Below are 24899 nucleotides of genomic sequence, written 5' to 3'. Positions count from 1 at the left end.
GACCCTCTGTGCGGATCGCCACGTGGAACGTCAACTCGATCCGGTCGCGCATCGACCGGGTGGAGGCGTGGCTCAGCCGTGCCCAGGTCGACGTCATGGCGATCCAGGAGACGAAGGCCCGGGAGGACCAGTTCCCGTTCGACCGGTTCACCGCGCTGGGCTACGAGGTGGCGCACCACGGGATGAGCCAGTGGAACGGTGTGGCCATCGCCTCACGCATCGGACTCGAGGACGTGCGCGTCGGTTTCGAGGGGATGCCCGGTTGGGGCGACCCGGTGGCGTCCGAGGCTCGCGCGATCGGGGCCGTGTGTGGGGGCGTGCGGATCTGGTCGCTGTACGTCCCGAACGGCCGTGCTCTCGACGACCCGCACCTGGGGTACAAGATCGACTGGCTCGGTGCCCTCGCGACCGCAGGCCGGGCCTGGCTCGCGGCCGACCCGGACGCCCAGATCGCGATGCTCGGTGACTGGAACATCGCTCCGACCGATGCCGACGTGTGGAGCGTCGAGTACTACGAGGACAAGACGCACACGTCGCCTGGTGAGCGGTCCGCGTTCCAGGGCGTCGTCGACGCCGGCTACGTCGATGTCGTGCGACCGCACACCTCGGAGCCTGGCACCTTCACCTACTGGGACTACAAGCAGCTGCGCTTCCAGAAGCGGCAGGGCATGCGCATCGACTTCGCGCTGTGCTCGCCCGCGCTGGCCGGCCGCGTCGTCGGCGCGGTGATCGACCGTGAGGAGCGCAAGGGCAAGGGCGCGTCCGACCATGCCCCGGTCGTCTTCGAGGTCGCGGACTGATGGAACAGAACCGTCGCAGCATCGTCACGCCGGACGGCGCGGTGCTGTCCGTGCACGTCTACGCGCGGCGAGATACCCCGCCGGAGGCGCCTACGCTCGTGCTGGCACACGACTGGACCCTGACCCACGAGAGCTGGCGACCAGTCGTGACGGCGCTGGCCGACGCAGACGTTCGGATCGTCCTGTGGGACCAGCGCGGTCACGGCCGCTCGGCAATGGGTTTGGCCCGCAAGGAGATTCAGTCGGTCTCCGTCGCCCACCTCGGCCGCGACCTGCGTGCTGTCGTGCGCGGCGTCGTGCCGGAGCCGTCGCCGGTGGTGCTCGGCGGCCACTCGATGGGTGGCATGACGGTCCTGTCGTATGCCGCCCAGTTCGCGAGCGAGCTCACCGCGCGGGTGCGTGGCGCGCTCCTCGTGTCGACGGCATACCACGGGCTCGAGCTGGAGCCGAGCCGCAGCGAGGCTGCCCTCATGCGACTGCTCGCCAGAGGTATGCCGCTGCCGCACGGGCGCGCCGTGAAGGTGAAGTCCCAGCGGGCGCTGCTCTTCGGTGAGGAAGCCGACGAGGACGACGTCGATGCGACGATGCGGCAGGTCGCCAGCACGCGCCTGACGACGTTCGGGGCGTTCTACTCGGCCCTGCAGGACGTCGACCTGCGCGAGGCGCTGCCTGCGCTGTCGGAGGTGCCGGTGGCGATCGTCGCGGGCCGCCGGGACACGTTGACGCCGTCCGAGCGGGCGCGGGCTCTGTGGCTCGCGCTGCCGCACGCGTCGTACACCGAGCTGCCGGCCGCTGGGCACATGCTGACCTACGAGGCGACGGACGAGATCGCCGAGGCCCTGCGCTCGCTCGCACGGTCGGCAGCGACGGCCTGACCCTGCACCGGCCGGGGTCAGAGCCCGACGAACCGGGGTTCGTCGGCGGTCGTTGCCTCGACGTTGCGGCGTGACCCGAGGGTGAAGGCGACCAGCGCCCCGGCCAGGGCGGCGACCGACCCGCCGAGAAAGACCGTCTGGACCTGGACGACACCAGCCCCGATGAGCGCGTCGGTGTCGAGCGGGTTCGGGAGGTGGCGAACGGTCTCGAAGTAGCGGTTGAGCCCGATCGAGGTCAGCAGGGCGAGCCCGACGACCATCCCGACCATCCGAGCGACGACGACGAGCGCGCTGGCCACCCCGTGCGCATCATGCGGTGAGTCGGCCAGCGCCGCGTTGTTGACCGGTGCCAGCGCCAGCCCGACCCCCAGGCCCACCGCGACGAGCACGACCGTCGTCGGGACGACGTCGACGACCGACTCGAGCGTCCAGCGGGACATGACGAACGTCCCGGCGGCCGCGAGAAGCAGTCCGCCCCCGGCAACCGGGCCGTCGCCGGCCCACCGCAGCGACCAGCCCCCGAGCAGCGCGCCGACCGGGACGGCCAGCAGGAAGCGGACGAGGACGAGCGCCGCGCCGGTCTCGTCGTAGGTGTCGGTGAGCCTGGCCAGCAGTGGCACGTCGACGACGATGGCGACCAGGGCCGCCCCGACGAGCAGGCTGACCACGAACGCCCGGACGCCGCGAGCACCGACGACGCCGTGGGGGATGAGCGGGTCGGCGGCCCGACGATGCCACCACACCAAGGCGACGAGCGCAGCCGCCCCGACCGGGAGCAGGCTGTAGCCGAGCGGACCGACGACCTCCTTCTCCGGGTCGGAGGACGCAAACGTGAGCACGAGGCTCCCGAGTGCGATGGCGACGAGCGTCGCGCCGACCAGGTCGGCCCGACGCAGGACCGCCCACCATCGAGGGGCGGTCACCACCGCGAGGAGGAGCAGCAGCCCGAGCCCGACCATGGCGATCGGGGTCATCACCCGAGACTCACCCGCAAAGGGGACGAAGGGTGCACCGAGCGTGACATCGCTGACCAGGGAGTCGGGAGCCGCCAGGGCGAGCCCGAGGGCCGCGACACCGATGACAGCCACCGACCACACCGCCACGTCGAGTGGCCGCCTCGTCACCCGCGTGGCTCCGGCAGCTGGGGCTGGTGGGGTGGGGTGGCCACTCGACATGGTCTGGGCCGGGGCTGGTGGGGTGGGGTGGCCACTCGACATGGTCTGGGCCGGGGCTGGTGGGGTGGGGTGGCCACTCGACATGGGGGGAGCTGGGGCGCCGAGAAGGCGGATGACGGCATACAGGACGAGGGCTGCGGCCACGTTGAACCAGAAGATCGCCCGCCAGCCGGACCACGTGAGGATGAGCGCCCCGATGACCGGCCCGAGCACGGAGCCCAGCTCCTGGACGGCGCCCACGACCCCGAGTGGCGTGCCGCGCCGGTCCGCGGGCCACAGGTCGGCGACCAGGGCCAGCGTCGCCGGAACGAGGCCGCCGCCGCCGACCCCCTGGAGCACGCGGCCGGTCACGAGGACCGGCATCTCGACCGCGAGCGCCGTGATCGCCGAGCCGACGACGAACACGACGAGGCAGCCGAGCAGGATGCGCCGCCGGTCCAGCAGGTCGGAGAGGCGCCCGATGAGCGGCAGCACCGCGATGTAGCCCAGTAGGAACCCCGAGATGATCGGGGTTGCACGCTGAAGCGCGTCGATGCCGATCCCGACGCCGGCCATCATGTCGGTCAGCGCGAGGACGACCACATAGGTGTCGGCCGCTGCGAGCGCGACCGCCGCGGACGCCGCGGCAAGCAGGCCGAGCCGGTGGCGGCCGCCGTCTGGGGTGGTCACTGAGGCGTCAGGGCTTGGTGATCGTCACGGGCTGGCCGTACTGGTCGAGCGTCAGCGTGTACGTCGCCGTGGTCCCCGGCCCGAAGAACGGCCCGGTCAGCGTCACCTGCCGCAGCTCGCCCGAGTCGGTCAGGCCGTACGTCACGTCGAAGGTGCCGTTGGGGTCGCCGATGAGGAACAGGTCGGTGACCGCCTTGCCCGGCAGGGTGCCCTTGATCGTCGAGAGCACCTCGCTGCCGACCCGCACCTTGTCGCCCGCGACCGGAGACGTCGTGGCGGTCAGCAGCGTCGTCAGGCCCTTGTCGGGCGAGAAGAGGACCGCGGGGTCGGGCAGCCCGAACGCCTTGGGATCGATCTTGTTCGTGCCGGGGATGAGCGGGAGCTTGGCGTAGACCTCACCGTCCAGCGAGGTGATCTCCGCGTCGGCCTGGATCCCCTTGAGCATGACCTTGAAGGTGCCCTTGAAGGCGGGCGGGTGCTTGCCCCAGCCGTCGGCCGAGACGACACCCGACGCACCGTCCGGCACGTTCGCGCTCTCGAGCTTGAGGTGCACCGACGGCGAGCCGTCGACCTTCGCCTTCGCCGCCGCGAGCTGTTGCGCCGGGGAGAGCACGGACTGCGTCGGAGTGGGGTCCTGCGAGTCGCCGGAGCAGGCGGCAAGGGACAGGGCACAGACCGCCGACAGGGTGGCCGCCGCGAGCTTTCCGGTGATGCGCATGGGCGTCAGGCTAACGGAGCCCGGTCTCAGGTCGGCTGCGCGGAGAGCACATCGCGACAACGGGTATGGCTACTGTCGAAGGATTCCGTGGCGGGGGCCCCCCGCCCATGACAAAGGAGCATTTCCTATGGCCCTGCTCGGTGTGATCCTCCTGTTGGCTGGGATCGGAGCCGGCGTCTACGCGTACGTGGGCACCCACGCACTCACGGCCACCACCACGGTGACCGCGTTCGGGTTCTCCCGCGAGGCGACCCCTCTCGAGCTCGTCGGCTACGGCGTGCTCGCCATGCTGCTGTTCGCGCTCGGATGGGCACTGCTCACTGCGTCGGCACGCCGCCGCGCACGTGCCCGCCGGCTGGAGCGTGAGGACTCCCGTGTCGCCGAGCTCGAGGAGCGATCGGCGTCCGACCGTCTCGAGCACGACCGCCGCTTCGAGGAGGCGGGGCTCCGTGACGAGGACCTGCGTCGGCGGGAGGCCGAGCTCGCGGCCCGCCACGAGGGCCTGGACCAGCGCGAGGCCGAGCTGAGCCACCGCGAGAGCGCCTCCGGCGCAGGGGCTGCAGGGGCTGCCGGCGCAGGGGCTGCGGGAGCGGGCGCGTTCGGCGACCAGGGCTACCAGCGCACTCGCGCCGAGAGGGCCGAGAGCACCGAGGGCACTGGGCGTACCAGCGGCACTGCGGACGATGCGGCGCGCAGCCAGGAGGCCGATGCAGCGCGCGGCCAGGAGAGCGGCGCCTCTCGAGGTGCGATCGCGACCGACGCGACCAGCTCGGCCGACTCCGAGGCCGAGGCCGACGACCAGCGCACGGCCTGGACCAAGGAGGCTCCGGCCGACGCCGAGACCTCAGCGACGTCAGCCGACGAGCCCCCGGCCCGGCCCGCCGAGACGCGTGGCCGCCCCCACGACGCACCGCACCAGACCGTGTGAGGGAGCACACCGCGTACATCTTCGACCTCGATGGAGTCGTCCGAGACTTCGCCCCGGGTGACGCCAACCCGGTGATCGAGGAAGCGCTCGGGCTCCCGAGTGGCCAGGTCGCGGCGACCGCGTTTCGACCGGATCTGCTGCTCCCGACGATCACGGGACAGCAGACGTTCGAGGCGTGGTTCGCCGCGATCTGCGACGCGCTGGAGGAGATCGTGCCCGAGCCCGGCCGGGTGCGTGAGCACATGCAGGCGTGGCGGGCCCATCGCGGCACCGTCGTCGAGGAGACCGTCGAGCGACTCAGCGCGCTGCGCGCCGGCGGCCGCCGGACCTACGTCTTCACCAACGGCACCGACTACGTCCCCGAGGAGCTCGAGCTGCTCGGCGTCACGCACCTCCTCGACGGGTTGCTCAACAGCGCTGACTTCGGCGTCGCCAAGCCGGACCCGCTCGCTTATGCCGCCGCCCATGAGGCCATCGAGGCCGACCTTGGCCGCGAGATCCCAAGACACGAGGTGTGGTTCACGGACGACCGCGCGGAGAACGTCGATGCTGCGATCGAGTTCGGCTGGGACGCTGAGGTATTCAACCGCCGCTAGGTCCGGGCCGGACCCTCTCGCTCTACTGCGGGGAGCGTGACCACGGCCCGGACGCCCGGCCTCGCGTCCTCGAGGCGCACGTCTCCACCCCACCGTCGCACCAGCGCTCGCGTGATCGGAAGGCCCAGGCCGGTGCCCCCGCTGTCGCGGTCCCGGCCCTCGTCGAGGCGCGTGAACCGGTCGAAGACACGTTCGCGCTCGGCGACGGGTATCCCGCTGCCGTCATCGGTCACGCTCGCCTCGACCCGATGTCCGACGGCCGCGGCGTCCAGCACGACGGTGGTCTGTGCGTGACGCACGGCGTTGTCGACGAGGTTGACCAGGGCCCGCACGAGGTCCTCCTCGTCCACGCGCGCGTTGACGCTCCGGCTCGCGAGGCCGGGAGCAACCCGCACCGACACCCGGGCCGCCGAGTAGCGCCCGTGCACGTGGACGAGCAGCGCCGCGACGTCGACCGTGACGTCGCGGCGACCCGTCGCGTTGGCTGCGGCGTCGTCGGCGCGCGCGAGCAGCAGCAGGTCGTTGACGACGGCGGAGAGACGTTCGACGTCGGGCAGGACGTCCGCGGGCACGTCTCCTCCCTCGCCGAGCCGTTGGGCGACCTCGAGCTGGGTGCGCATGCTCGCGAGCGGGCTGCGCAGCTCGTGGGCTGCGTCCGCGACGAAGGCCCGCTGCTTGCGGCGGGCTGTGGCGATCCGGTCGAGCATGGCGTTGAGGGTCGCGGCGAGGGCGCTCACCTCGTCGTCGGTCGGGGGCACCGGGAGCCGCTCCGTGTCCGACGACGACTCGTCGATGCGCTCAGCCCCGCGGCGAAGCGCCTCCACCGGCGCGAGTGCCGCGCCGATGACCCGCCAGGCGATGAGCGCGAGGACGGCGAGCAGCAGCGGGAAGATCGCGAGCAGCAGCCAGCGCAGGGTCCGCGCGCTCTGCTCGATGTCGGCGGTCGGGGCCGCCGCGACGACGCTGTATGCCGTCCCGTTGCCGCCCTCGGGCCGCGCGTCCACCGCGGCGACCTGAAGGCGCCCCGCCAGCCCGGACCGGCTCCCCGGCACCACGACTGACTCCCCCGCCAGCGCCTGTCGCAGCTCGTCGGGGGTGACCAGAGGCGTGAGCCGGTCCGCCGTGACGGACCCGCTGACGACCCGGCCCTGCGAGTCGAGGACCTGGAGCACCTGGGCGCCGGACACCGGCACGGGGTCAGGCACCCGACCGGCGCCGACGAGCATGGCCACCTGTTCCGCACTGGACCGGGCCGCCCCCTCGACCGAGCGGCTGAGCGATCCGGTCAGGACGGCATACATGAGCACCCCTCCGATGAGGAGGGCGCCGGCGACGCCGACCAGACCGACGAGCAACAGCCGCGCGCGGAGGCTGAGCCTCGCGAGCCGGCCCGTGAGGCGTGCGCCGCGACGGGCCGCGGTCATCGTGCCATCCGGTAGCCCACGCCGCGCACGGTCTCGATGCGCGACCGGCCGAGCTTGCGGCGAAGGTAGCCGATATAGACCTCGACGACGTTCGCGTCGTCGAGGTCGCCCCACACCTTCTCGAGGAGGTCCTCCTTCGGCACGACGGCGGTGTCGGCGCGCATGAGGTGCTCGAGCAGGAGGAACTCGCGCGGCGCGAGCGGCACCTCGGCACCCTCGACCTCGACCCGATGCGTGGCCGGGTCGAGCTCGACCCCCGCCGCCCGCAGGACGACCGGGCGTGGCGCCGGGTCACGTCGCAGCAGCGCTCGCAGCCGGGCGACGAGGACCACGAACGAGAAGGGCTTGGTGAGATAGTCGTCGGCGCCGTAGTCGAGCCCGTCGGCCTCGTCGTACTCGCCGTCCTTGGCCGTCAGAAGCAGGACTGGGACCCAGTTCTCCTCGGCGCGAAGCGTCTTCACCACCGTGTAGCCCGACATCCGCGGAAGCATGATGTCGAGCACGACGACGTCATAGGCGCCGAACCGTGCCGCCTCGAGACCGGAGAGCCCGTCCCCGACGTGGTCGACCACGAAGCCCTCGGCCGCCAGGCCGCGCACCAGCGCCGCGGCCATCCGCGCCTCGTCCTCGACCAAGAGCACCCGCACACCGTCACGATGTCACGGTGTGGCCGGATCGGCAGCGCCGCGTCGCATCACCGGTCTCAGTGGTCTCTCAGGCGACCCGGAGCACGATGTGCCTATGAGCATCTTCACCGAACACCCAGCAGCGCGCTGGGGCCTGCCCGTCGCAGCAGTCGGGGTCATCGGCGCCACCGCGCTCGCCATCAACCAGAACGCGACCGCCGACGCCGGCCTCCCACCGCGCACCCCCATGCAGCTCGTCGCCGACGTCCGGTCGGCCGACGTGTCGAGCCTGTCCGGGACGGTCGTGCAGACGTCCGACCTCGGGCTGCCCCAGCTCCCGAGCCTCACAGGAGGCGGCTCGGGTGGACCGGGCGGATCCGGCGCGGCGAGCAGCTCCCTCAGCTCGCTCGTGTCCGGCACGCACACCTGGCGCATCTGGCTCGACGGCCCGACCCGGCAACGGCTCGCTCTCGTCGGGACGAGCGGCGAGTCCGATGTCATCCGCAACGGCAGCGACCTGTGGCTGTGGTCCAGCGCCGACAAGACCGCAGTGCACCACGCGCTCGGCGCCAAGGACAACGCTCCCGACGGCACGTCGACCGGCAAGCCCAAGGGGCTCCCGGGCGGGTTGGCCACCGGACTTCCCTCGACACCGGACTCCGCCGCGGCAGCTGCGATGGCTGCCATGGGCAACGACACGACCGTGACGACCTCGGGCACCGCCTCGGTCGCCGGCCGCTCGGCCTACGAGCTCGTGCTCACCCCGAAGTCGAAGACGACCCGGGTCGCGTCGGTCCGCATCGCCATCGACGCCGAGAAGCACGTTCCGCTCCGGGTCCAGGTCTTCTCGACCAAGCTGTCCAACCCTGCTTTCGAGGTCGGCTTCACCTCGGTCGACTTCTCGAAGCCCGAGGCGCGACAGTTCGAGTTCACCCCTCCGGCGGGCACGACCGTCACTCAGTCGGACAGCCTCAAGAAGTCGGCCGCCGCCACCAACGCCGCTCCGCTGAAGGGCCTGTCCTCTGCCGATGCGGTCAAGGCCGCCTCGCAGGTCAAGGTGGTCGGGTCCGGCTGGAGCACCGTTGTCGTGGCGCCGTTCTCGACCGCGACCGGCACATCGGGCGCATCGGGCTCGGGGTCCTCGGGACCTGCGGGTGACCTCACGAGGCAGCTGAACGGCATACTCAAGGCGCTCCCGACGACGTCGGGCACCTGGGGCAGCGGCCACGTCCTCGAAGGCACGCTCTTCTCGGCGGTCATCACCGACGACGGGCGCGTGGCGGTGGGCGCGGTGGCACCCGACCAGCTGTATGCCGCACTGGCGGCGAAGTGACCGAGGCGCGAGCCGCTTCGGCCCCCGCCCGTGATCTCGCGATCACGACGCACGGACTGACGAAACGCTTCCGGGACAAGGCGGCCGTCGACAGTGTCGACCTGGTGGTCCCGAGGGGGTCGGTCTACGGCTTCCTCGGGCCCAACGGGTCCGGCAAGACGACCACGATCCGGATGCTCCTCGGCCTGGTGCGTCCGACCGAGGGCACGAGCACCCTTCTGGGACAACCGATCCCGCGCTCGGCGCAGGCCGTCCTGCCGCGGGTCGGGTCGCTCGTCGAGGGTCCTGCCTTCCACCCCTACTTGTCCGGCCGGGCCAACCTGCGGCGTCTGGACGCCGCCGACCTGACCGCCGACCCGCACACGACCGCCACGCGGGTCGATGCGGCCCTCGACCGGGTCGGGCTGCTCGCCGCGGCGGGAAAGCGCTACCGCGCCTACTCGCTCGGGATGCGTCAGCGCCTGGCCATCGCGGCTGCGCTGCTCGTCCCCCGCGAGCTGCTCGTCCTCGACGAGCCGACGAACGGCCTTGACCCACAAGGGACTCGCGAGGTCCGTCACCTCGTCGCCTCGCTCGCGTCCGAGGGGGCGACCGTCTTCGTGTCGAGCCATCTGCTGTCGGAGGTCGAGCAGATGTGCACCCACCTCGGCGTCATGAGCGAGGGACGCCTCGTCGCTCAGGGTTCGTCGACCGAAGTCAGGGGCGGCGCCGCGCCCGTCGCGCGGGTCCTCACCGACCAGCCAGGCGAGGCGGCGCGCATCCTCGGCGAGCTCGGGCTGATCGCGGTCGAAACCGTGCCGGGCGGCGTCAGGGGGACGCCTGACGGAGTCGCACCTGAGAAGATCGTGTCCGCGCTCGTCGAGGGCGGCGTCGGCGTCAAGGAGTTCACCGTGACGAGCCCGAGCCTCGAAGACCTGTTCGTCGCGCTCACCGGGGAGGGTTTCGATGTCAGCGGTTGAGAGCGTCGCACCGGTCGAGCCCATAGCCGCAGCACCTCGCCGACGCACCTTCTCGACCCGGCTCCTTCGGTCGGAGCTGCGGCTCATCGCCGGACGCCGTCGCAACCAGATGGGGCTGCTCGTCCTCGCGGCGGTGCCGATCCTCATGGCCGTCGCCGTGCGGATCTCCACGCCCCGCGAAGGACGTGGCCCCGACTTCCTCTCGTCGATCACCTCGAACGGGCTCTTCGTCCCGATCGCGGCCCTCGGCGTCGAGATCGGCCTGTTCCTGCCTCTGGCCATCGCGATGCTCTCCGGCGACTCGGTGGCGGGCGAGGCGAACCTCGGGACGCTGCGCTACCTGCTCACCGTCCCGGTCGGGCGCACCCGCCTGCTCGCGGTCAAGTACGCCGCGCTCGTCATCGGCGCGCTCTGGGGCGTGGCAGTGGTGACGGTCGCCGGGGCGATCATCGGGATCGCGCTCTTCGGCACCGGCGACATGCCGACGCTGTCCGGCACCGAGCTGTCGTTCGGGGCCGCGGTGTGGCGGGTCGTGCTGGTCAGCCTCTACGTCGCCGCGGGGCTCGCCGCCCTCGGCGCCGTCGGGCTGTTCATCTCGACCCTCACCGAGCAGCCCCTGGCCGCGACCGTCGCGCTGATGATCTTCACGATCCTGTCGTGGATCGCGGACTCCGTGCCGCAGATCTCCTGGCTCCATCCGTGGCTCATCGTCGACCAGTGGGGCGCGTTCGCCGACATCATGCGCGACCCGCCCTTCTGGGACAACGTGGCCCGTGGCCTGTGGGTCGACCTCGGGTATGCCGTCGTGTTCTGGCTCCTCGCGTGGTCACGGTTCGCCGGCAAGGACATCACCAGCTGACCCACTCCCACGTCGAGTGAGCGCCTGGTCCCACCCGTCACGGGACACACGGGACAGGAGTGACAGGAGCGACGGGGCGCTCACTCGACCAGCACAGACCCCAGTCGAGTGAACGCTTGGTCCCACGCGTCATGGTCAGTGCAGGGTCAGGGCCTCGCCGGTGTCGTCGACGTCGACCTGCACGGTCGAGCCGTCGCGGACGTCACCCGCCAGCAGCGCCCGGGCAAGGCGGTCGCCGATCTCGCGCTGGACGAGCCGCCGCAGCGGCCGCGCACCGTACGCCGGGTCGTAGCCCCTGCTCGCCAGCCACTGCCGCGCGGCGTCGGAGACATCGAGGGTGATCCGGCGGTCCGACAGGCGCGTCGCGAACGAGCGCACCTGCAGGTCGACGATGTGGGCGAGGTCGTCCCGGCTCAGCGCGTCGAACACGACGATCTCGTCGAGCCGGTTGAGGAACTCGGGCTTGAACGCCGTGCGGACGACCGCCATGACCTCCTCGCGCTTCTCGTCCGGGCTCAGCGTCGGGTCGACGAGGAACTGGGACCCGAGGTTGCTGGTCATGACGAGGATGACGTTGCGGAAGTCGACGGTGCGTCCCTGCCCGTCGGTCAGCCGGCCGTCGTCGAGCACCTGCAGCAGGATGTCGAACGTCTCGGGATGCGCCTTCTCGACCTCGTCGAGCAGCACGACGGAGTAGGGCCGGCGTCGCACGGCCTCGGTCAGCTGGCCGCCCTCCTCGTAGCCGACGTAGCCCGGGGGCGCGCCGATGAGGCGGGCGACGGCGTGGCGCTCGGAGTACTCCGACATGTCGATGCGGACCATCGCGCGCTCGTCGTCGAACAGGAAGTCGGCCAGGCTCTTGGCGAGCTCGGTCTTGCCGACGCCGGTCGGGCCGAGGAACAGGAACGACCCGGTCGGGCGGTTCGGGTCGGACACGCCGGCCCTCGTGCGGCGGACGGCGTCCGACACCGCGCGGACGGCCTCGGCCTGCCCGATGAGCCGGGCGCCGATGTGCTGCTCCATGTGCAGCAGCTTCTCGGTCTCGCCCTCGAGCAGTCGGCCGGCCGGGATCCCGGTCCAGGCCGAGATGACCTCCGCGATGTCGTCGGCGCCGACCTCTTCCTTGACCATCGGCTCCTCGTCGTGGACGGCTCGGGCCTCGCGCTCCTGGGCGAGCTCGAGGTCCTTCTCGAGAGCCGGGATGTCGCCGTAGAGGATCTTCGAGGCGGCGCCGAGGTCGCCCTCGCGTTGCAGCCGGTCGGCCTGGGTCCGCAGGTCGTCGATGCGCGCCTTGAGGTCGCCGACCGCGTTGAGCCCGGCCTTCTCGGCCTCCCAGCGAGCGGTCAGCGCGGCGAGCTCCTCGGACTTGTCGGCGAGGTCCTTGCGCAGCCGCTCGAGCCGTTCCCGCGAGGCGTCGTCGGTCTCCTGCTCGAGCGCGAACTCCTCCATCTTGAGCCGGTCGACGGTGCGGCGGAGCTCGTCGATCTCGACGGGGCTCGAGTCGATCTCCATGCGCAGCCGGGACGCGGCCTCGTCGATGAGGTCGATCGCCTTGTCCGGCAGCTGTCGTCCGCTGATGTACCGGTCCGACAGAGACGCGGCCGCCACGAGCGCCGAGTCGGCGATGGTCACCTTGTGGTGGGCCTCGTAGCGCTCCTTCAGCCCCCGCAGGATGGCGATGGTGTCCTCGACCGAGGGCTCGCCGACGAAGACCTGCTGGAACCGCCGCTCGAGTGCGGCGTCCTTCTCGATGTGCTGGCGGTACTCGTCGAGCGTGGTCGCCCCGACGAGCCGCAGCTCACCACGGGCGAGCATCGGCTTGAGCATGTTGCCCGCGTCCATCGCGCCCTCGCCACCGGCGCCCGCGCCGACGACTGTATGCAGCTCGTCGATGAAGGTGATGATCTGCCCGTCCGAGCCGGTGATCTCGTCGAGCACGGCCTTGAGCCGCTCCTCGAACTCGCCGCGGTACTTCGCCCCAGCGAGCATCGCACCGAGGTCGAGCGAGTAGAGCGTCTTGTCGCGCAGGCTTTCGGGCACGTCGCCCTCGACGATGCGCTGGGCGAGGCCCTCGACGACCGCGGTCTTGCCGACTCCTGGCTCGCCGATGAGGACGGGGTTGTTCTTGGTGCGTCGCGAGAGCACCTGGACGACCCGGCGGATCTCGGCGTCACGCCCGATCACGGGGTCGAGCTTGCCCTCACGGGCACGGGCGGTGAGGTCGGTGCCGTACTTGGCGAGGGCCTCGTAGGTGCCCTCCGGGTTGTCAGACGTGACAGGGCGGCCGCCGCGCAGCTGCGGGATGGCCTTCTCGATCGCGTCGGCGTCGAGGGCGAACTGCCCTGTGCGCGCGAGCGCGAGCAGCAGGTGGTCGGTCGAGACATAGGAGTCGCCCATCGCCGTCATGTACTGCTGCGCCTGCTGGATCGCGGAGAGGGCGGTGCGGGAGAGCTGGGGCTGCTGGGCTCCCCCGGTGACCTGGGGCAGCGCGGCCATCGCCTTCTCGGCCGTCTCCGTGGCCAGCGCCACGCTCGAGCCCGCCGTCTGGAGCAGCGCGGGGGTGGTGGTGCCGGACTGGGCTGCCAACGCGAGCAGCAGGTGAGCCGGCTCGATGTTCGGGTGGTGCTTGCCGGCGGCGGTCGTCGCGGCCTGCGCGAACGCCTCCTGCGCCTTGTTGGTCAGCTGTAGGTCCATGCGTCCTCCTGGTCGGGAATGAAGATCGTTGGCGACAACCGAGCAACAGTTGAGTCTATTCCGCTCAACTTTCGGAGCGGACCGCTGGGATCGTCACGCGTTCGGGTCGGGGTCGTACCACCCATCGTTCTCCTCGGCCAGCGCCTCGAAGCGGGCGGCATACGCCTCGTCGTCAGGGGTGCGCACGTACACCGCCCACTCGTGGTCGTCCGAGTCGTCTTCTCCTGCAAGGGCTTCGCGCACCACGTGCACTTCCGCGAAGCCTTCGGAGTCCAGGTCGTCTGCGATCTCCTCGGCGACGTCGCGGTCGGGAAACACCAGCAGGTGCTCTCGCTCGGCCGGGTTGCCGCCCCCCTCCCTGTGGTCCACCCAGCCAGACTAGGCAACGTCGGCCGGCTCGTGAACCGCTTCGGCGCCCTCACGCCACGCGAATGCGGTCGCCGGCCGCACGGGCACGGCCCACTTGGGCTGGACCTGCTCCCGGGACGAGGTCCGCGCGACCCACCTGCGCACATGTGGTGCCGCATGGTCGAGCCACCACGCCCGCTCGTCGTGCCACCACTGGGCGTAGCCGGCACGCTGAGCCGGTATGCCGTCCCGGAGCCGGGGCGCCGCGCCGTGCAGACGGGGCGCGGCCACACCCGCCGATGGCGCCAGTCCGAGGAGCTGCCCTACCGCGTCCGCGATGCGTGCGTGCCCTCCGGGCGAGGGGTGCACCCGGTCGGCCGACCAGAGCGCCGGGTGGTTCCAGTCCGCCAGCGACGCAAGATCGAGCAGGGTCGCGCCGTGGCGCCGGGCAATCTCGCGAATCCCGTTGTCGAACATAGAGACCCGCGCACGGACCGGTCGAAGCACCAGGGAGACGATGGGAGCCCAGCCGGTGAGCAGGACGACGTGGGCAGTGGTCCCGGCCACACGGCATACGGCGTCCTCGAGCGGGTCGAGGACCTCGTCGCGACGCAGCACCGGACGGAGCAGGTCGTTGCCGCCGGCCCAGATGGTGACGACGTCGGGGCGCATCGCGATCGCCGGTTCGACCTGCTCCGCGGCAAGATCGACGGTGCGCTTCGCGCGGAGGGCGAGGTTCGCGTACTCGGTGCTCGGTTCACGGACCGCGAGTCGCGCCGCGACGATGTCGGCCCAGCCGCGAAAGCCGTTGGGGCAGCTCGGGTGCGGGTCGCCCACCCCCTCGGTGAGGGAGTCGCCCAGCGCGACGAACCTGCTCACGACCGGCACCATACGGTCGGACGCACGCAAGGAGGCCAGCGTCGACATGACGGCCAGCCGACAGCTCGGCGAACACTCGTCGACGATCGACGCAACACCCTTGCGCCGGAGGTGGGCCCTCGGGAGACAGTGACCCGGTGGCGGGGCGTTTCGTAGTGGTCGGCGACTCCTTCTCAGAGGGAGTGGGGGACCCGAACCTCCTCTACCCCAATGGGTTTCGCGGATGGGCAGACCGGGTCGCCAAGGAGCTGGGCCGCGACGACAAGCGGTGGGAGTATGCCAACCTCGCGATCCGCAGCAAGCTGCTCGACGAGGTGGTCGCCGACCAGCTCGAGCCGGCTCTGGCGTTGGAGCCCACGCTCGTCTCGTTCTACGCGGGCGGCAACGACATCCTGTCCCTGCGCACCGACATGGACGGGCTCGTGCAACGGTACGAGGCGGCGCTCGTCAGACTGGCTGACAGCGGTGCCCAGGTCCTCGTCTTCACCACGTTCGACACGAGGACGACCTTCCTGCTCGAACCGCTGCGCCGCCGGATCCTGGCTTTCAACGACGCCGTGCGTCGGCTGGCCGAGGAGCACGGTGCGGTGCTGCTCGACCACACCCTGATGCGGGAGTACGACGACCCCCGGCTCTGGGCTTTCGACAAGATCCACATGTCGCGCCAAGGGCACAAGCGGATGGCGGCCTTCGTGCTCGCCTCCCTCGGGATCCCGCACACCGTGCGGGTGAAGGACCTCGGCCCCCGCGAGCGCCGTCCCTGGCGTGCGGCCGTCGGCGACGAGCTGCTCTTCGTCCGGTCGGAGGTGGTGCCGCTGGTCAGGAGGAGGATGCGGGGCGTGCGCGACGGCGACGCGGCGCTGCCGAAGTGGCCGGTGCCGATCCGGCCCGCCAAGGGGATGAAGCGCCTCGCCTCCACCCATTCCGGGCCGGCGCTGGCGGAGCGCGCGGGACGGCCCCGGGTCGGCTGACCTCCAGCGAGCGTGCCCGCATGCGTGGGGTCAGGCCTGCATGGGCTCCTCGCCGGTCTCGACCACGCGCCTCGCGAGCTCGCGCAGCTTGATGTTCCGGTGCAGGGATGCCTGCCGGAGCATCTCGAAGCCCTGGACGGCCGTCACCTTGTGCCGCTCGATGAGCACTCCGACCGCGTGGCCGATGGACCGGTGGCTCTCGATCGCCTGCTGCAGCTGCAGCTCCCTGGCGTCCGCGTCCCGCCGGGCGAGCACACGGTCGACCGCGTGGGCGAAGCTCCGGGCGAGCAGGTCGCCGACGATCGCCTCGTCCACGCTCACGAGGCGGACCGCGCGGAACTGCACCCAGACCCGGCACGTCGACGACGCGCTCGACGGGGTGAGCAGGAGGCCGGTACGGACCGGGTCGGGCTCACCCGCGACCTCGTGCGCCCGCACCCGGGCGGGCTGGGCGGCAGGAGACAACAGGTCCCGTATGCCGCCAGGCAGGCTCTGGGGGTCCGCGACCCCATCGAGCGTGAAGAGCAGGTCGGCCTCGCCGGCCGTGACCCGCACGGCGGCGGCTCCGTCGAACAGGACGCTGAACCCGGCGACCGCGGCGACGACGACCTGCTCGAGGTCGGCGGCCGCTTCGAGCTCTGAGGCCAGGGACGCGGCCCGGTCCCGGCGCTCGCGCGCCTCCTGGTCATGCTGGGCCGGCCGGCGCAGGACCGCGCCGAGGCGGGCTCGCAGCTCGGACAGGCCGAACGGCTTGACGAGATAGTCGTCGGCGCCGCCCTCGATGCCGCTCACCCGTGCCTCGGCACCGGCGAGGGCGGACAGCAGCACGACGGGGACCTCGGCCGTCGCCGGGTCCGCCCGCAGCTCATGGACCAGGGCGTTGCCGTCGAGGCGAGGCATCATCACGTCGGCAAGGACGACATCGGGGCGGCGAGTACGGGCCAGGGCCAGCCCCTGCAGGCCATCGGCCGCCGAGGTGACCTCGTAGTAGTCCTCGAGGGCGTCGACGAGGTATCTCCGCAGGTCAGGATGGTCCTCGACGACGAGCAGGCAGGGCTTGGTGCCGGCCGCCGTGCCAGCCGCCGTGCCAGCCGCCGTGCCAGCCCTCGTGCCGGCCGCCGTGTCGGCGGCAGGATCGGCCGCGGCCGTCTGGAGGGTGACCTCGTCGATGAACGACTCGAGCGGGCGGTGCGTGATCGACTGCCCGTGGCTCCCGTCCGTGGGCGGGGTCGGCATCGTCATCGGCAGCTCGACCGAGAAGGTGCTGCCGACGCCGGGCTCGGACCGGACCGTGATCCGGCCACCCATGAGCTCGGCGAGCTCGCGGGTGAGGGACAGCCCGATGCCGGCGCCACCGCCACGCGACGGTCCGGTCGCCGGCGCGAGCTGCTGGAAGCGCTGGAAGATCCGCTCCACGTCCTCGGCCGCGATGCCGACACCGGTGTCGGACACGCTGACCTCGAAGCCGTCGCCAACGGATCGGAGCACGACCGAGATCGAGCCCTCGACGGTGAACTTCGCCGCGTTCGAGAGCAGGTTGAGCACGATCCGCTCGTACATCTCCACGTCGAGGTAGGCCGCGGTCGGCAGGTCGGCGGACGACACCGAGAGCGTCAGACCGGCTCGGGCGGCCGCCGGGCGGAACCCGTCGGCGAGGCCTCGGGTCACGGCCGAGACGTCGGCCTCGGACGGGTGCGGCTGCACGACACCCGCCTCGAGCCTGGTCAGGTCCAGGAGCCGGTCGACGAGGGAGATGAGCCGGCCGCTGTTGCGCTCGATGAGGGAGAGCCGTTCGCGATGGACGTCCGGCAACGGGGTCCGGACGTCCTCGAGAGCGTCGTGCGCCGGGCCCGCGACCAGCGTCAGGGGGGTGCGCAGCTCGTGGCTCACGTTCGCGAAGAAGGTCGACCTCGCGGCGTCGAGGTCGGCCAGGGCGCTGGCCCGTCGGCGTTCCTCCTCGAGCCGCTGCAGTCTGGCGAGCGCGGTCGCCACGTGCGTTGCGCAGGTCTCCACGTGTCGCTCCAGGCTCGCATCCCACGGTCGGAGCGGGTTGGGCTCGACGACGAGACACCCGACTGCCTCGGTGCTGCCTGGCTCGCGCACCGCGACCGACCGCAGGCCCCGGGTGCTTCGATCGCGACTCTGGTCACCGGCGAGCACGAGGTCGACCGACAGGTGGTCGGCCGGGTCCGCACCCATGGTCCGGTGCACGGCGGCGCGCACGCCGGACGCGTCCTCGGCCCCGGCAAGGGCCGCGACGAGCTCGGCTGCGCTGCGCGCCCGGCGGTCGGCCACCACTGTGTCGGTGGTCTCGACGGCCACGTTGAGCACGCCCTCGACCGTGCCGTCCGGGCCGTGGATCGGGCCGTACGTCCAGGTGAAGAAGGCCTCCTCGAGGAAGCCGCGCCGGTCGACCACGAGGCACTGGTCCTCGGACCACGTCGCGGGCGCACCGGACATGACTCCGGAGAACATCGGCGCGATGACGTCCCACACCTCGGGCCACACGTGTCCGACCGGCTGCCCGAGGGCATCAGCGTGCTTCGCCTGGCCCAAGAGCACGAGGTAGGCGTCGTTGTAGATCATGCGCAGGTCCGGGCCCCAGGAGACCAGCATGGGGAACCGGGACGACAGGCAGATACCAACGGCTGTGGCGAGGGTCTGCGGCCATGTGTCGATCGGCCCGAGCGGGGTGGCCGACCAGTCATGGGCGGCGACGAGCCGCCCCATCTCGGTGTGCGGGGCGAAGTGAGCCCCGGGAGCAGAGGCGAGAGGCGAGGGGCTCTCGTGATCAGGTGTCACGCGGGACTCTCCGAGGTCTGGCCACCCGAGACGGGTAGGCCGGACTGACGGCCCCGTTGCTTGAGGCGCCGCCATCCTGTCACAGACAGCGGGCGCGCGCTGCCCCCGGCCGGACCCCTTGGTCCCCAAGCGAACCAGGCGGGTCAGCGGTCCTCTTGCCGCCAGACGACGAGAGCCTGCGAGGCGGGCGACCGCGGCGGGCGCTGCCCGGGCCGCATCGGCACGACGTCGCCGCGCAGACCGACCGCGAAGACCCGCGGGGGCTGGGCGAGCGCGGCACGGGTGGCCTCGAGCTCGGCCGTGAGCTCGTCGACGCGACTGCGCAGGGCCTCGACGTGGTTCTCGAGCTCGAGGATGCGGTGGATGCCGGCGAGCGAGACGCCTTCCTGGGACATCCGCTGCACCTCGCGCAGCAGCGCCACGTCACGGGTGCTGTAGCGCCGGCCGCCGCCGCGCGTGCGCGACGGCGACACGAGGCCGAGCCGGTCGTACTGGCGCAGCGTCTGCGCGTGCATCCCGGCCAGCTCGGCCGCGACGGAGATGACGAACACCGGGGCGTCGTCGTCGTGCCCAGCGGGTCGTGGGTTCCTACGCGCCATCGTCGTCACCTGCCTTCCGTCTGGTCGTGCGTGATGGGCCGTATGCCGTCAGCCGCGGGCGCGCTGGAACAGCTCCGCCCGGGGGTCGTGACCGTCCTCGGCGGCGGCCATCTTCTCGATCGCCTCGCGGGCCTCGTCGGTGAGCCGTTGCGGCACGACGACCTGGACCTTCGCGAGCAGGTCGCCGGCGTGGTCCCCTCGTCTGACGCCGCGGCCCTTGACCCGCAGCACGCGGCCGCTGGGGGTGCCTGCGGCGATCTTGACCTTGACCGAGCCGCCGTCGAGCGTCGGCACCGGCACGGTCGCACCGAGCGCCGCCTCCGCGAAGGTGACGGGCAGGTCGACCGTGAGGTTGTCGTCGTCGCGGCCGAAGACCGGGTGGGTGTCGACCGAGACTGTCAGGATGAGGTCGCCGGCCGGAGCGCCGGGGTCACCGGGTCGGCCCTTGCCGCGCAGCCGGATCTTCTGTCCGTCCTTGACCCCAGCGGGAATTCGCGCGTTGATCCGCCCGAGATCGGGCGAGCTCAGCGCCACGGTGGCACCCTCGACTGCGTCGCGGAAGCCGATCCGGGTCGAGGCGCTCACGTCGGCGCCCGGGCGCGGGCCTGGGGCGGCCCCGAAGTCGCCATAGCCGGGGGCGCCGCCGCCGAACATCTGCCCGAGGATGTCCTCGAGGTTCGGCTGGGCACCGCCTCCGGTGCTGAAGCGCACCCGCTGCCCACCGGGAGCGCCGCCGAACGCCGAGAAGATGTCCTCGAAGCCCGGCCCGCCTCCCGGGCCGCCCGCGGTGAAGCGGGCGCCGCCGTGTGACATGGCGCGGATCGCGTCGTACTCGCGGCGCTGCTCGGGGTCGGACAGGACGGCATACGCCTCCCCGACCTCCTTGAACCGCTCCTCGGCCTTGGCGTCGCCGACGTTGTGGTCGGGATGCAGGTCGCGCGCCAGCTTGCGGTACGTCTTCTTGATCGTCGCCGCGTCGGCGTCCTCTGACACGCCGAGGGTCGAGTAGAAGTCCTTCTCGAACCAGTCCTGGCTAGCCATGGCGCGCCTCCGTGTCCTCGCGTGGCCGCATCGTCGTGATCGTCGTGGTCCTCACATCATGATGTATGCCGCTGGGGCCGCCCCGCACGACAGCTCGGGCGGGGCGTGCCCCAGCAGGAAGCCGCTCAGCCGGGGTCGGCAACCGACACCCGGGCTGCACGGACGAGACGCTCGCCGATCCGGTAGCCCGGCTGGAGCACCTGCACGACAGTCGTACCCGTTGCGCCCTCCGGAAGGTCGGCCTCCACGTGCATGAGCGCCTCGTGGATGTTCGGGTCGAACTCCTGACCCGCCTCACCGAGCCGCTCGACGCCGTACCTGCCGAGGGTCGACTCGAGCTTGTCCGAGATCGCGGCGAACGGCCCGTCGGCGAGGTCACCGGCCTGGCGGGCCATGTAGATGTCGTCGAGGACCGGCAGGAGCGCCTCGACGACGCTGCCCACCGCGGTGGTGCGGATCAGGTCGCGGTCGCGGTCGACGCGCTTCTTGTAGTTGACGTACTCGGCCTGCAGCCGCTGCAGGTCTGCGAGGTAGGTCATGGCCAGGGCATCCTCCTGTGCGAGGGCCTCGCCCTCGGACTCGTCGGGGCCGTGGTCGTACTCGTCGTCACCGCCGGGCTCGGACGACGCGCCCGCGCCTCCCTCGTAGTACGAGTGGTGGCGACGGGACTCGTCGGCCCGACCGCCTGCCGCGCCGGGCGGCGTGCCCTCGGGCTCGGAGCCCTCGGGCACGCCGGCCGCGCCGGTGTTCGGGACGTCGGTCACTTGGCGTCCTTGGCCTCGTCCTCGTCGACGACCTCGGCGTCGACGACGTCCTCGTCGGCCGCTCCGCCTGCCGAGGCACCGGTCGGCGAACCGTCCTGCGCCCCCGTCGAGCCCGTCGAGCTCGTCGAGCCAGCGGCGCTCGCGGAAGCCTGCTCGGCGGCATACAGCGCCTGGCCCATCGCCTGCGACTTCGTGTTGAGGTCCTCGATCTTGGCCTTGATGTCCTCGACCGTCGCCTCGGAGTCCTTCGCGATGGCGGACCTGAGGTCGGCGAGCGACTCCTCGACGGGCGTCCGGACATCGGCCGGGATCTTGTCCCCGGACTCCTTGAGGAAGCTCTCGGTCGAGAAGGCGAGCTGCTCGGCCTGGTTGTGCACCTCGGCTTCGTCGCGACGCTTGCGGTCCTCCTCGGCGTGAGCCTCGGCGTCCTTGACCATGCGGTCGATCTCGTCCTTCGACAGCGCCGAGCCGCCGGTGATCGTCATCTTCTGCTCCTTGCCAGTGCCCTGGTCCTTGGCAGAGACGTTGACGATGCCGTTGGCGTCGATGTCGAAGGTGACCTCGATCTTCGGCACGCCGCGCGGGGCCGGCGCGATGCCGGTCAGCTCGAAGGTGCCGAGCGACTTGTTGTGCTGGGCGATCTCGCGCTCACCCTGGAAGACCTGGATGAGGACCGACGGCTGGTTGTCGTCGGCGGTGCTGAAGATCTCCGAGCGCTTGGTCGGGATGGCCGTGTTGCGGTCGATGAGCTTGGTGAACAGGCCACCCTTGGTCTCGATGCCCAGCGAGAGCGGCGTGACGTCGATGAGCAGCACGTCCTTGCGCTCACCCTTGAGGACACCGGCCTGCAGGCTCGCGCCGACAGCCACGACCTCGTCGGGGTTGACGCCCTTGTTGGGCTCCTTGCCGCTCAGCTCCTTGACCAGGTTGGTCACGGCCGGCATACGGGTCGAGCCACCGACGAGCACGACGTGGTCGATGTCGGCGAGCTTGATGCCCGCGTCCTCGATGACCCGGTGGAACGGGGCCTTCGTCCGCTCGAGGAGCTGCTTGGTCATCTGCTCGAACTGGGCGCGAGACAGCGTCTCGTCGAGGTGGATCGGACCCTCCGGCGTCATCGAGATGTACTGCGCCGAGATGTTCGTGGAGGTCGCGGTCGACAGCTCCTTCTTGGCCCGCTCGGCCTCGTCACGAAGACGCTGCATGGCGATCTTGTCCTTGGACAGGTCCTGGCCCGTCTTGTTCTTCACCTGGGTGATGAGGTGCTGGACGATGACGTCGTCCCAGTCGTCACCACCGAGGTGGTTGTCGCCGTTGGTCGCCCGGACCTGGATCGTCGCGAAGCCGTCCTCGGCGTCCTTGCCCACCTCGAGGAGCGAGACGTCGAACGTGCCGCCACCGAGGTCGAAGACGAGGATGAGCTCGTCCTCCTTGCCCTTGTCGAGGCCGTAGGCGAGTGCCGCCGCAGTCGGCTCGTTGACGATGCGCAGGACGTTGAGGCCCGCGATCTCGCCGGCCTCCTTGGTGGCCTGGCGCTGGTGGTCCTCGAAGTACGCGGGCACCGTGATCACGGCGTCGGTGACGGTCTCACCGAGGTAGGACTCGGCGTCGCGCTTCAGCTTCTGGAGGATGCGGGCGCTGATCTCCTGGGCGGTGTAGCGCTTGCCGTCGATCTCCGGGGACTTCCAGTCGGTGCCCATGTGGCGCTTGACCGACCGGATCGTGCGGTCGACGTTCGTGACGGCCTGGCGCTTGGCGACCTCGCCGACGAGCACCTCGCCGTTCTTGGCGAACGCGACGACGGACGGGGTGGTGCGGCCGCCCTCAGCGTTCGTGATGATCGTCGGCTCGCCGCCCTCGAGGACAGCGACGGCCGAGTTGGTCGTACCGAGGTCGATTCCGACCGCACGTGCCATGGGTAACTCCTTGCTGGTGTGGACTCGTGTGAAGAGCGTGTTGGTCTGGGGTCTCGCGCGAACCGCTCGCACGCGGTGCAGGAGGCTCGTGCCCAATCTGCTCCGACCGGCCGGTGCCTGTCAAAACCGCGCTCGCAATTCTTGCGTTCCCTCGGCTCAACTTTGGCCGTCGCGACTTTGTTCCCCGACTCGCCGAGTGATCCCGAGCACGTCGAGCTGACCGCTCGACCGGCTTCCACCCGTCGAGCGGCTCCTCAAGGCGTCTACCGCTGCCGAGCCCGCGCGGCCTGGCGGACCAGGTGCTCGTGCTCGGCGACGTCCGTCGCCAGCCGGGCGGCGTCGGCGTATGCCGTTGCGGCAGCGGGAAGGTCACCGCCGAGCTCGTAGAGGTAGCCGCGGACGGCATACCACCGGTGCCGGTCGCCGAGCACCTCACGCAGCCGGTCCGTCTCGCGCAGCCCGGCGGGTGCGCCCAGCACGTGGCCCACGGCGACCGCGCGTCCGAGGACCGCCGCCGGGTCCTGGCGGACGGGGTCGTCGGTGAGTCCGACGAGGTCGTCGTACCACCCGAGGATCTGTGGCCAGTCTGTCTCCTGCGCCACTGCTGCGTCGTCGTGGAGGGCCGCGATGGCGGCCTGCACCTGGTAGCGACCCGGTGGCCGCGCGTCGCTCTGCAGCGCGAGAGCCGACTGCAGCACGCGGACGCCCTCCGCGATCTCCCGCGTGTCCCAGAGGCTCCGGTCCTGCCGGTCGAGCGTGACGATGCGGCCCTGCGCGTCGAGTCGAGCGGGGAGCCTCGCGTGGTTGAGCAGCATGAGCGCGAGCAGTCCGCGGGCCTCCGGCTCGTCGGTTGCGAGCGTGAGCTGGCGCGTCAGCCGGACAGCCTCGCCGGCGAGGTCCACGCGACCTGCATGCCCTGCGGTGTAGACGAGATAGAGCACGCGCAGCACGACGGCGAGGTCTCCGGGCTGGTCGAGCCGACGTCCCCTCAGAGTCCGCTTGGCCCGGCTGATCCGCTGCGCCATGGTCGCTTCCGGCACGTAGAAGGCGTCCGCGATCTCGCGCGTGGTGAGGCCGCCGACCGCGCGCAGGGTGAGTGCAACCTGGGAGGCGGGAGCGAGGTCCGGGTGGCAGCAGCAGAAGAGCAGCAGGAGCGTGTCGTCGCCGTCCTCGGTCGCGATGGGCTGCCGCTCGGCATACGTCGCCTCCTCGCGCCGGTAGCGCGCGGCCTCACTGCGACGCGCGTCGACGAGCCGCCGTACGGAGACCGTCGTCAGCCAGGCGCGCGGGTCGCGCGGCGGGTGCTCGGGCCACACACGCAGCGCCTCGATCAGCGCCTCCTGGAGCGCGTCCTCGGCGGCGTCGAAGTCCTCGCCCCGGCGGACCAGCCCGGCAAGCACCCGAGGGACGAGGGCGCGCAGGGCGCCCTCGTCCAGCTGTCCCGCCGGGTCGTCGGTCACGAGGTGAGGTCGTCGGCCGGAGCCCCGGACATGACCTCCCGCACGTCGATCCACTCGTACAGCGGCTCCCCGCCCGGACCAGGCTCCGACGACACGTAGGCCGCGAGCTCGAGCGCACGCTCGCGCGAGTCGACGTCGATCATGTACCACCCCGCGACGAGGTCGCTGGTCTCCGGGTGAGGTCCGTCGGTCGTGACCGGTGCCGCGTCCGGGCCGCCGTAGCGGACCCAGGTCTGCGTCTGGGTGAGGGCCTGGGCATCGACGAACTCGCCGTTCTCCTCGAGCAGCTCGCCCACGTGCCGCAGGAACGCCATGTGCGCCTCCACGTCCTCGGGCGCCCACTGGTCCATCGGCGGGACGGGACGGTGCGCGTCGGGGCCACCGCGGTAGTGCTTGAGAAGCAGGTACTTCGCCATGGTGCTCTCCTGTGTCGTGAGCCGCGCCGGTCGCGGTCCTCACCTGT

The 24899-nt window shown here is 71.4% G+C and carries 22 protein-coding genes; 8 read left to right on the top strand and 14 right to left on the bottom strand.

The window, feature by feature from the left end; translation table 11 throughout:
• Positions 1–8 precede the first annotated feature (8 nt).
• Positions 9–800: an exodeoxyribonuclease III gene (locus ACYVLP_RS24660; protein ID WP_460629927.1), complete on the top strand. Its 792-nt coding sequence runs from the start codon at positions 9–11 to the stop codon at positions 798–800.
• Positions 800–1675, top strand: coding sequence for an alpha/beta fold hydrolase (locus ACYVLP_RS24655; RefSeq protein WP_460629926.1), 876 nt, complete (start codon positions 800–802; stop codon positions 1673–1675). The genes ACYVLP_RS24660 and ACYVLP_RS24655 overlap by 1 nt, the downstream gene beginning before the upstream one ends.
• A gap of 17 nt (positions 1676–1692) precedes the next feature.
• Here the strand turns inward: ACYVLP_RS24655 and ACYVLP_RS24650 are convergent, their stop codons facing one another.
• Positions 1693–3519: an MFS transporter gene (locus tag ACYVLP_RS24650; protein ID WP_460629925.1), complete on the bottom strand. Its 1827-nt coding sequence runs from the start codon at positions 3517–3519 to the stop codon at positions 1693–1695.
• A 7-nt stretch (positions 3520–3526) separates the two neighbouring features.
• Positions 3527–4237 (bottom strand): LppX_LprAFG lipoprotein, encoded by a 711-nt coding sequence (locus ACYVLP_RS24645; RefSeq protein ID WP_460629924.1) that lies wholly within the window; start codon positions 4235–4237, stop codon positions 3527–3529.
• A 127-nt stretch (positions 4238–4364) separates the two neighbouring features.
• Here ACYVLP_RS24645 and ACYVLP_RS24640 point away from each other — a divergent pair, with 127 nt between their 5' ends.
• Together ACYVLP_RS24640 and ACYVLP_RS24635 are read left to right on the top strand one after the other, a co-directional pair.
• Positions 4365–5165 carry a hypothetical protein gene (locus ACYVLP_RS24640; protein ID WP_460629923.1) on the top strand — a complete coding sequence of 267 codons (801 nt, stop codon included), beginning with the start codon at positions 4365–4367 and terminating at the stop codon, positions 5163–5165.
• Positions 5162–5761: an HAD family hydrolase gene (locus ACYVLP_RS24635; protein ID WP_460629922.1), complete on the top strand. Its 600-nt coding sequence runs from the start codon at positions 5162–5164 to the stop codon at positions 5759–5761. Before ACYVLP_RS24640 ends, ACYVLP_RS24635 begins: the two co-directional genes overlap by 4 nt.
• On the opposite strand, the gene ACYVLP_RS24630 is transcribed toward ACYVLP_RS24635, so the two are convergent.
• Together ACYVLP_RS24630 and ACYVLP_RS24625 are read right to left on the bottom strand one after the other, a co-directional pair.
• Positions 5758–7185 (bottom strand): sensor histidine kinase, encoded by a 1428-nt coding sequence (locus tag ACYVLP_RS24630; RefSeq protein ID WP_460629921.1) that lies wholly within the window; start codon positions 7183–7185, stop codon positions 5758–5760. The genes ACYVLP_RS24635 and ACYVLP_RS24630 overlap by 4 nt on opposite strands.
• Positions 7182–7832 (bottom strand): response regulator transcription factor, encoded by a 651-nt coding sequence (locus tag ACYVLP_RS24625; RefSeq protein ID WP_460629920.1) that lies wholly within the window; start codon positions 7830–7832, stop codon positions 7182–7184. Before ACYVLP_RS24625 ends, ACYVLP_RS24630 begins: the two co-directional genes overlap by 4 nt.
• 94 nt (positions 7833–7926) lie before the next feature.
• On the opposite strand from ACYVLP_RS24625, the gene ACYVLP_RS24620 reads away from it, so the two are divergent.
• From ACYVLP_RS24620 to ACYVLP_RS24610, 3 genes are read left to right on the top strand one after another with little or no spacing between them, the layout of a single operon-like run.
• A complete protein-coding gene (locus ACYVLP_RS24620) occupies positions 7927–9144 on the top strand; it encodes a LolA family protein (protein ID WP_460629919.1) in 1218 nt (405 codons plus the stop codon).
• The gene (locus ACYVLP_RS24615) at positions 9141–10103 is read left to right on the top strand and encodes an ABC transporter ATP-binding protein (RefSeq protein WP_460629918.1); all 963 of its coding nucleotides are present in this window, start codon (positions 9141–9143) and stop codon (positions 10101–10103) included. Before ACYVLP_RS24620 ends, ACYVLP_RS24615 begins: the two co-directional genes overlap by 4 nt.
• Positions 10090–10962, top strand: coding sequence for an ABC transporter permease (locus ACYVLP_RS24610; RefSeq protein WP_460629917.1), 873 nt, complete (start codon positions 10090–10092; stop codon positions 10960–10962). The genes ACYVLP_RS24615 and ACYVLP_RS24610 overlap by 14 nt, the downstream gene beginning before the upstream one ends.
• A 135-nt stretch (positions 10963–11097) precedes the next feature.
• Here ACYVLP_RS24610 and clpB read toward each other — a convergent pair whose 3' ends face one another.
• The 3 genes from clpB to ACYVLP_RS24595 all read right to left on the bottom strand — a co-directional run bounded on the left by clpB (position 11098) and on the right by ACYVLP_RS24595 (position 14883).
• Positions 11098–13656, bottom strand: coding sequence for an ATP-dependent chaperone ClpB (gene clpB / locus ACYVLP_RS24605; RefSeq protein ID WP_460629916.1), 2559 nt, complete (start codon positions 13654–13656; stop codon positions 11098–11100).
• Between the two features lie 93 nt (positions 13657–13749).
• Positions 13750–14025 (bottom strand): hypothetical protein, encoded by a 276-nt coding sequence (locus ACYVLP_RS24600; protein WP_452270878.1) that lies wholly within the window; start codon positions 14023–14025, stop codon positions 13750–13752.
• Positions 14026–14034: 9 nt separating this feature from the next.
• Positions 14035–14883 (bottom strand): SGNH/GDSL hydrolase family protein, encoded by an 849-nt coding sequence (locus tag ACYVLP_RS24595; RefSeq protein WP_460629915.1) that lies wholly within the window; start codon positions 14881–14883, stop codon positions 14035–14037.
• Between the two features lie 137 nt (positions 14884–15020).
• Between ACYVLP_RS24595 and ACYVLP_RS24590 the strand changes: the two genes are divergently transcribed.
• The gene (locus tag ACYVLP_RS24590; RefSeq protein WP_460629914.1) at positions 15021–15854 is read left to right on the top strand and encodes an SGNH/GDSL hydrolase family protein; all 834 of its coding nucleotides are present in this window, start codon (positions 15021–15023) and stop codon (positions 15852–15854) included.
• 30 nt (positions 15855–15884) lie between these two features.
• On the opposite strand, the gene ACYVLP_RS24585 is transcribed toward ACYVLP_RS24590, so the two are convergent.
• The 7 genes from ACYVLP_RS24585 to ACYVLP_RS24555 form a co-directional block, all read right to left on the bottom strand.
• The gene (locus ACYVLP_RS24585; RefSeq protein WP_460629913.1) at positions 15885–18656 is read right to left on the bottom strand and encodes an ATP-binding protein; all 2772 of its coding nucleotides are present in this window, start codon (positions 18654–18656) and stop codon (positions 15885–15887) included.
• 143 nt (positions 18657–18799) lie between these two features.
• Positions 18800–19255 (bottom strand): heat shock protein transcriptional repressor HspR, encoded by a 456-nt coding sequence (locus ACYVLP_RS24580; protein ID WP_452270882.1) that lies wholly within the window; start codon positions 19253–19255, stop codon positions 18800–18802.
• Positions 19256–19303: 48 nt separating this feature from the next.
• A complete protein-coding gene (locus ACYVLP_RS24575) occupies positions 19304–20296 on the bottom strand; it encodes a DnaJ C-terminal domain-containing protein (protein WP_460629912.1) in 993 nt (330 codons plus the stop codon).
• 125 nt (positions 20297–20421) lie between these two features.
• Positions 20422–21060 carry a nucleotide exchange factor GrpE gene (locus ACYVLP_RS24570; protein WP_460629911.1) on the bottom strand — a complete coding sequence of 213 codons (639 nt, stop codon included), beginning with the start codon at positions 21058–21060 and terminating at the stop codon, positions 20422–20424.
• Positions 21057–22976, bottom strand: coding sequence for a molecular chaperone DnaK (gene dnaK / locus ACYVLP_RS24565; protein ID WP_460629910.1), 1920 nt, complete (start codon positions 22974–22976; stop codon positions 21057–21059). The genes ACYVLP_RS24570 and dnaK overlap by 4 nt, the downstream gene beginning before the upstream one ends.
• A gap of 263 nt (positions 22977–23239) precedes the next feature.
• Positions 23240–24436 carry an RNA polymerase sigma factor gene (locus ACYVLP_RS24560; protein WP_460629909.1) on the bottom strand — a complete coding sequence of 399 codons (1197 nt, stop codon included), beginning with the start codon at positions 24434–24436 and terminating at the stop codon, positions 23240–23242.
• Positions 24433–24852, bottom strand: a complete 420-nt coding sequence (locus ACYVLP_RS24555; RefSeq protein WP_460629908.1) for a YciI family protein — start codon at positions 24850–24852, stop codon at positions 24433–24435. Before ACYVLP_RS24555 ends, ACYVLP_RS24560 begins: the two co-directional genes overlap by 4 nt.
• Between the last annotated feature and the right edge of the window lie 47 nt (positions 24853–24899).

Source organism: Intrasporangium mesophilum (assembly GCF_054783095.1).
This window is presented reverse-complemented; position numbering and strand designations above follow the sequence as displayed.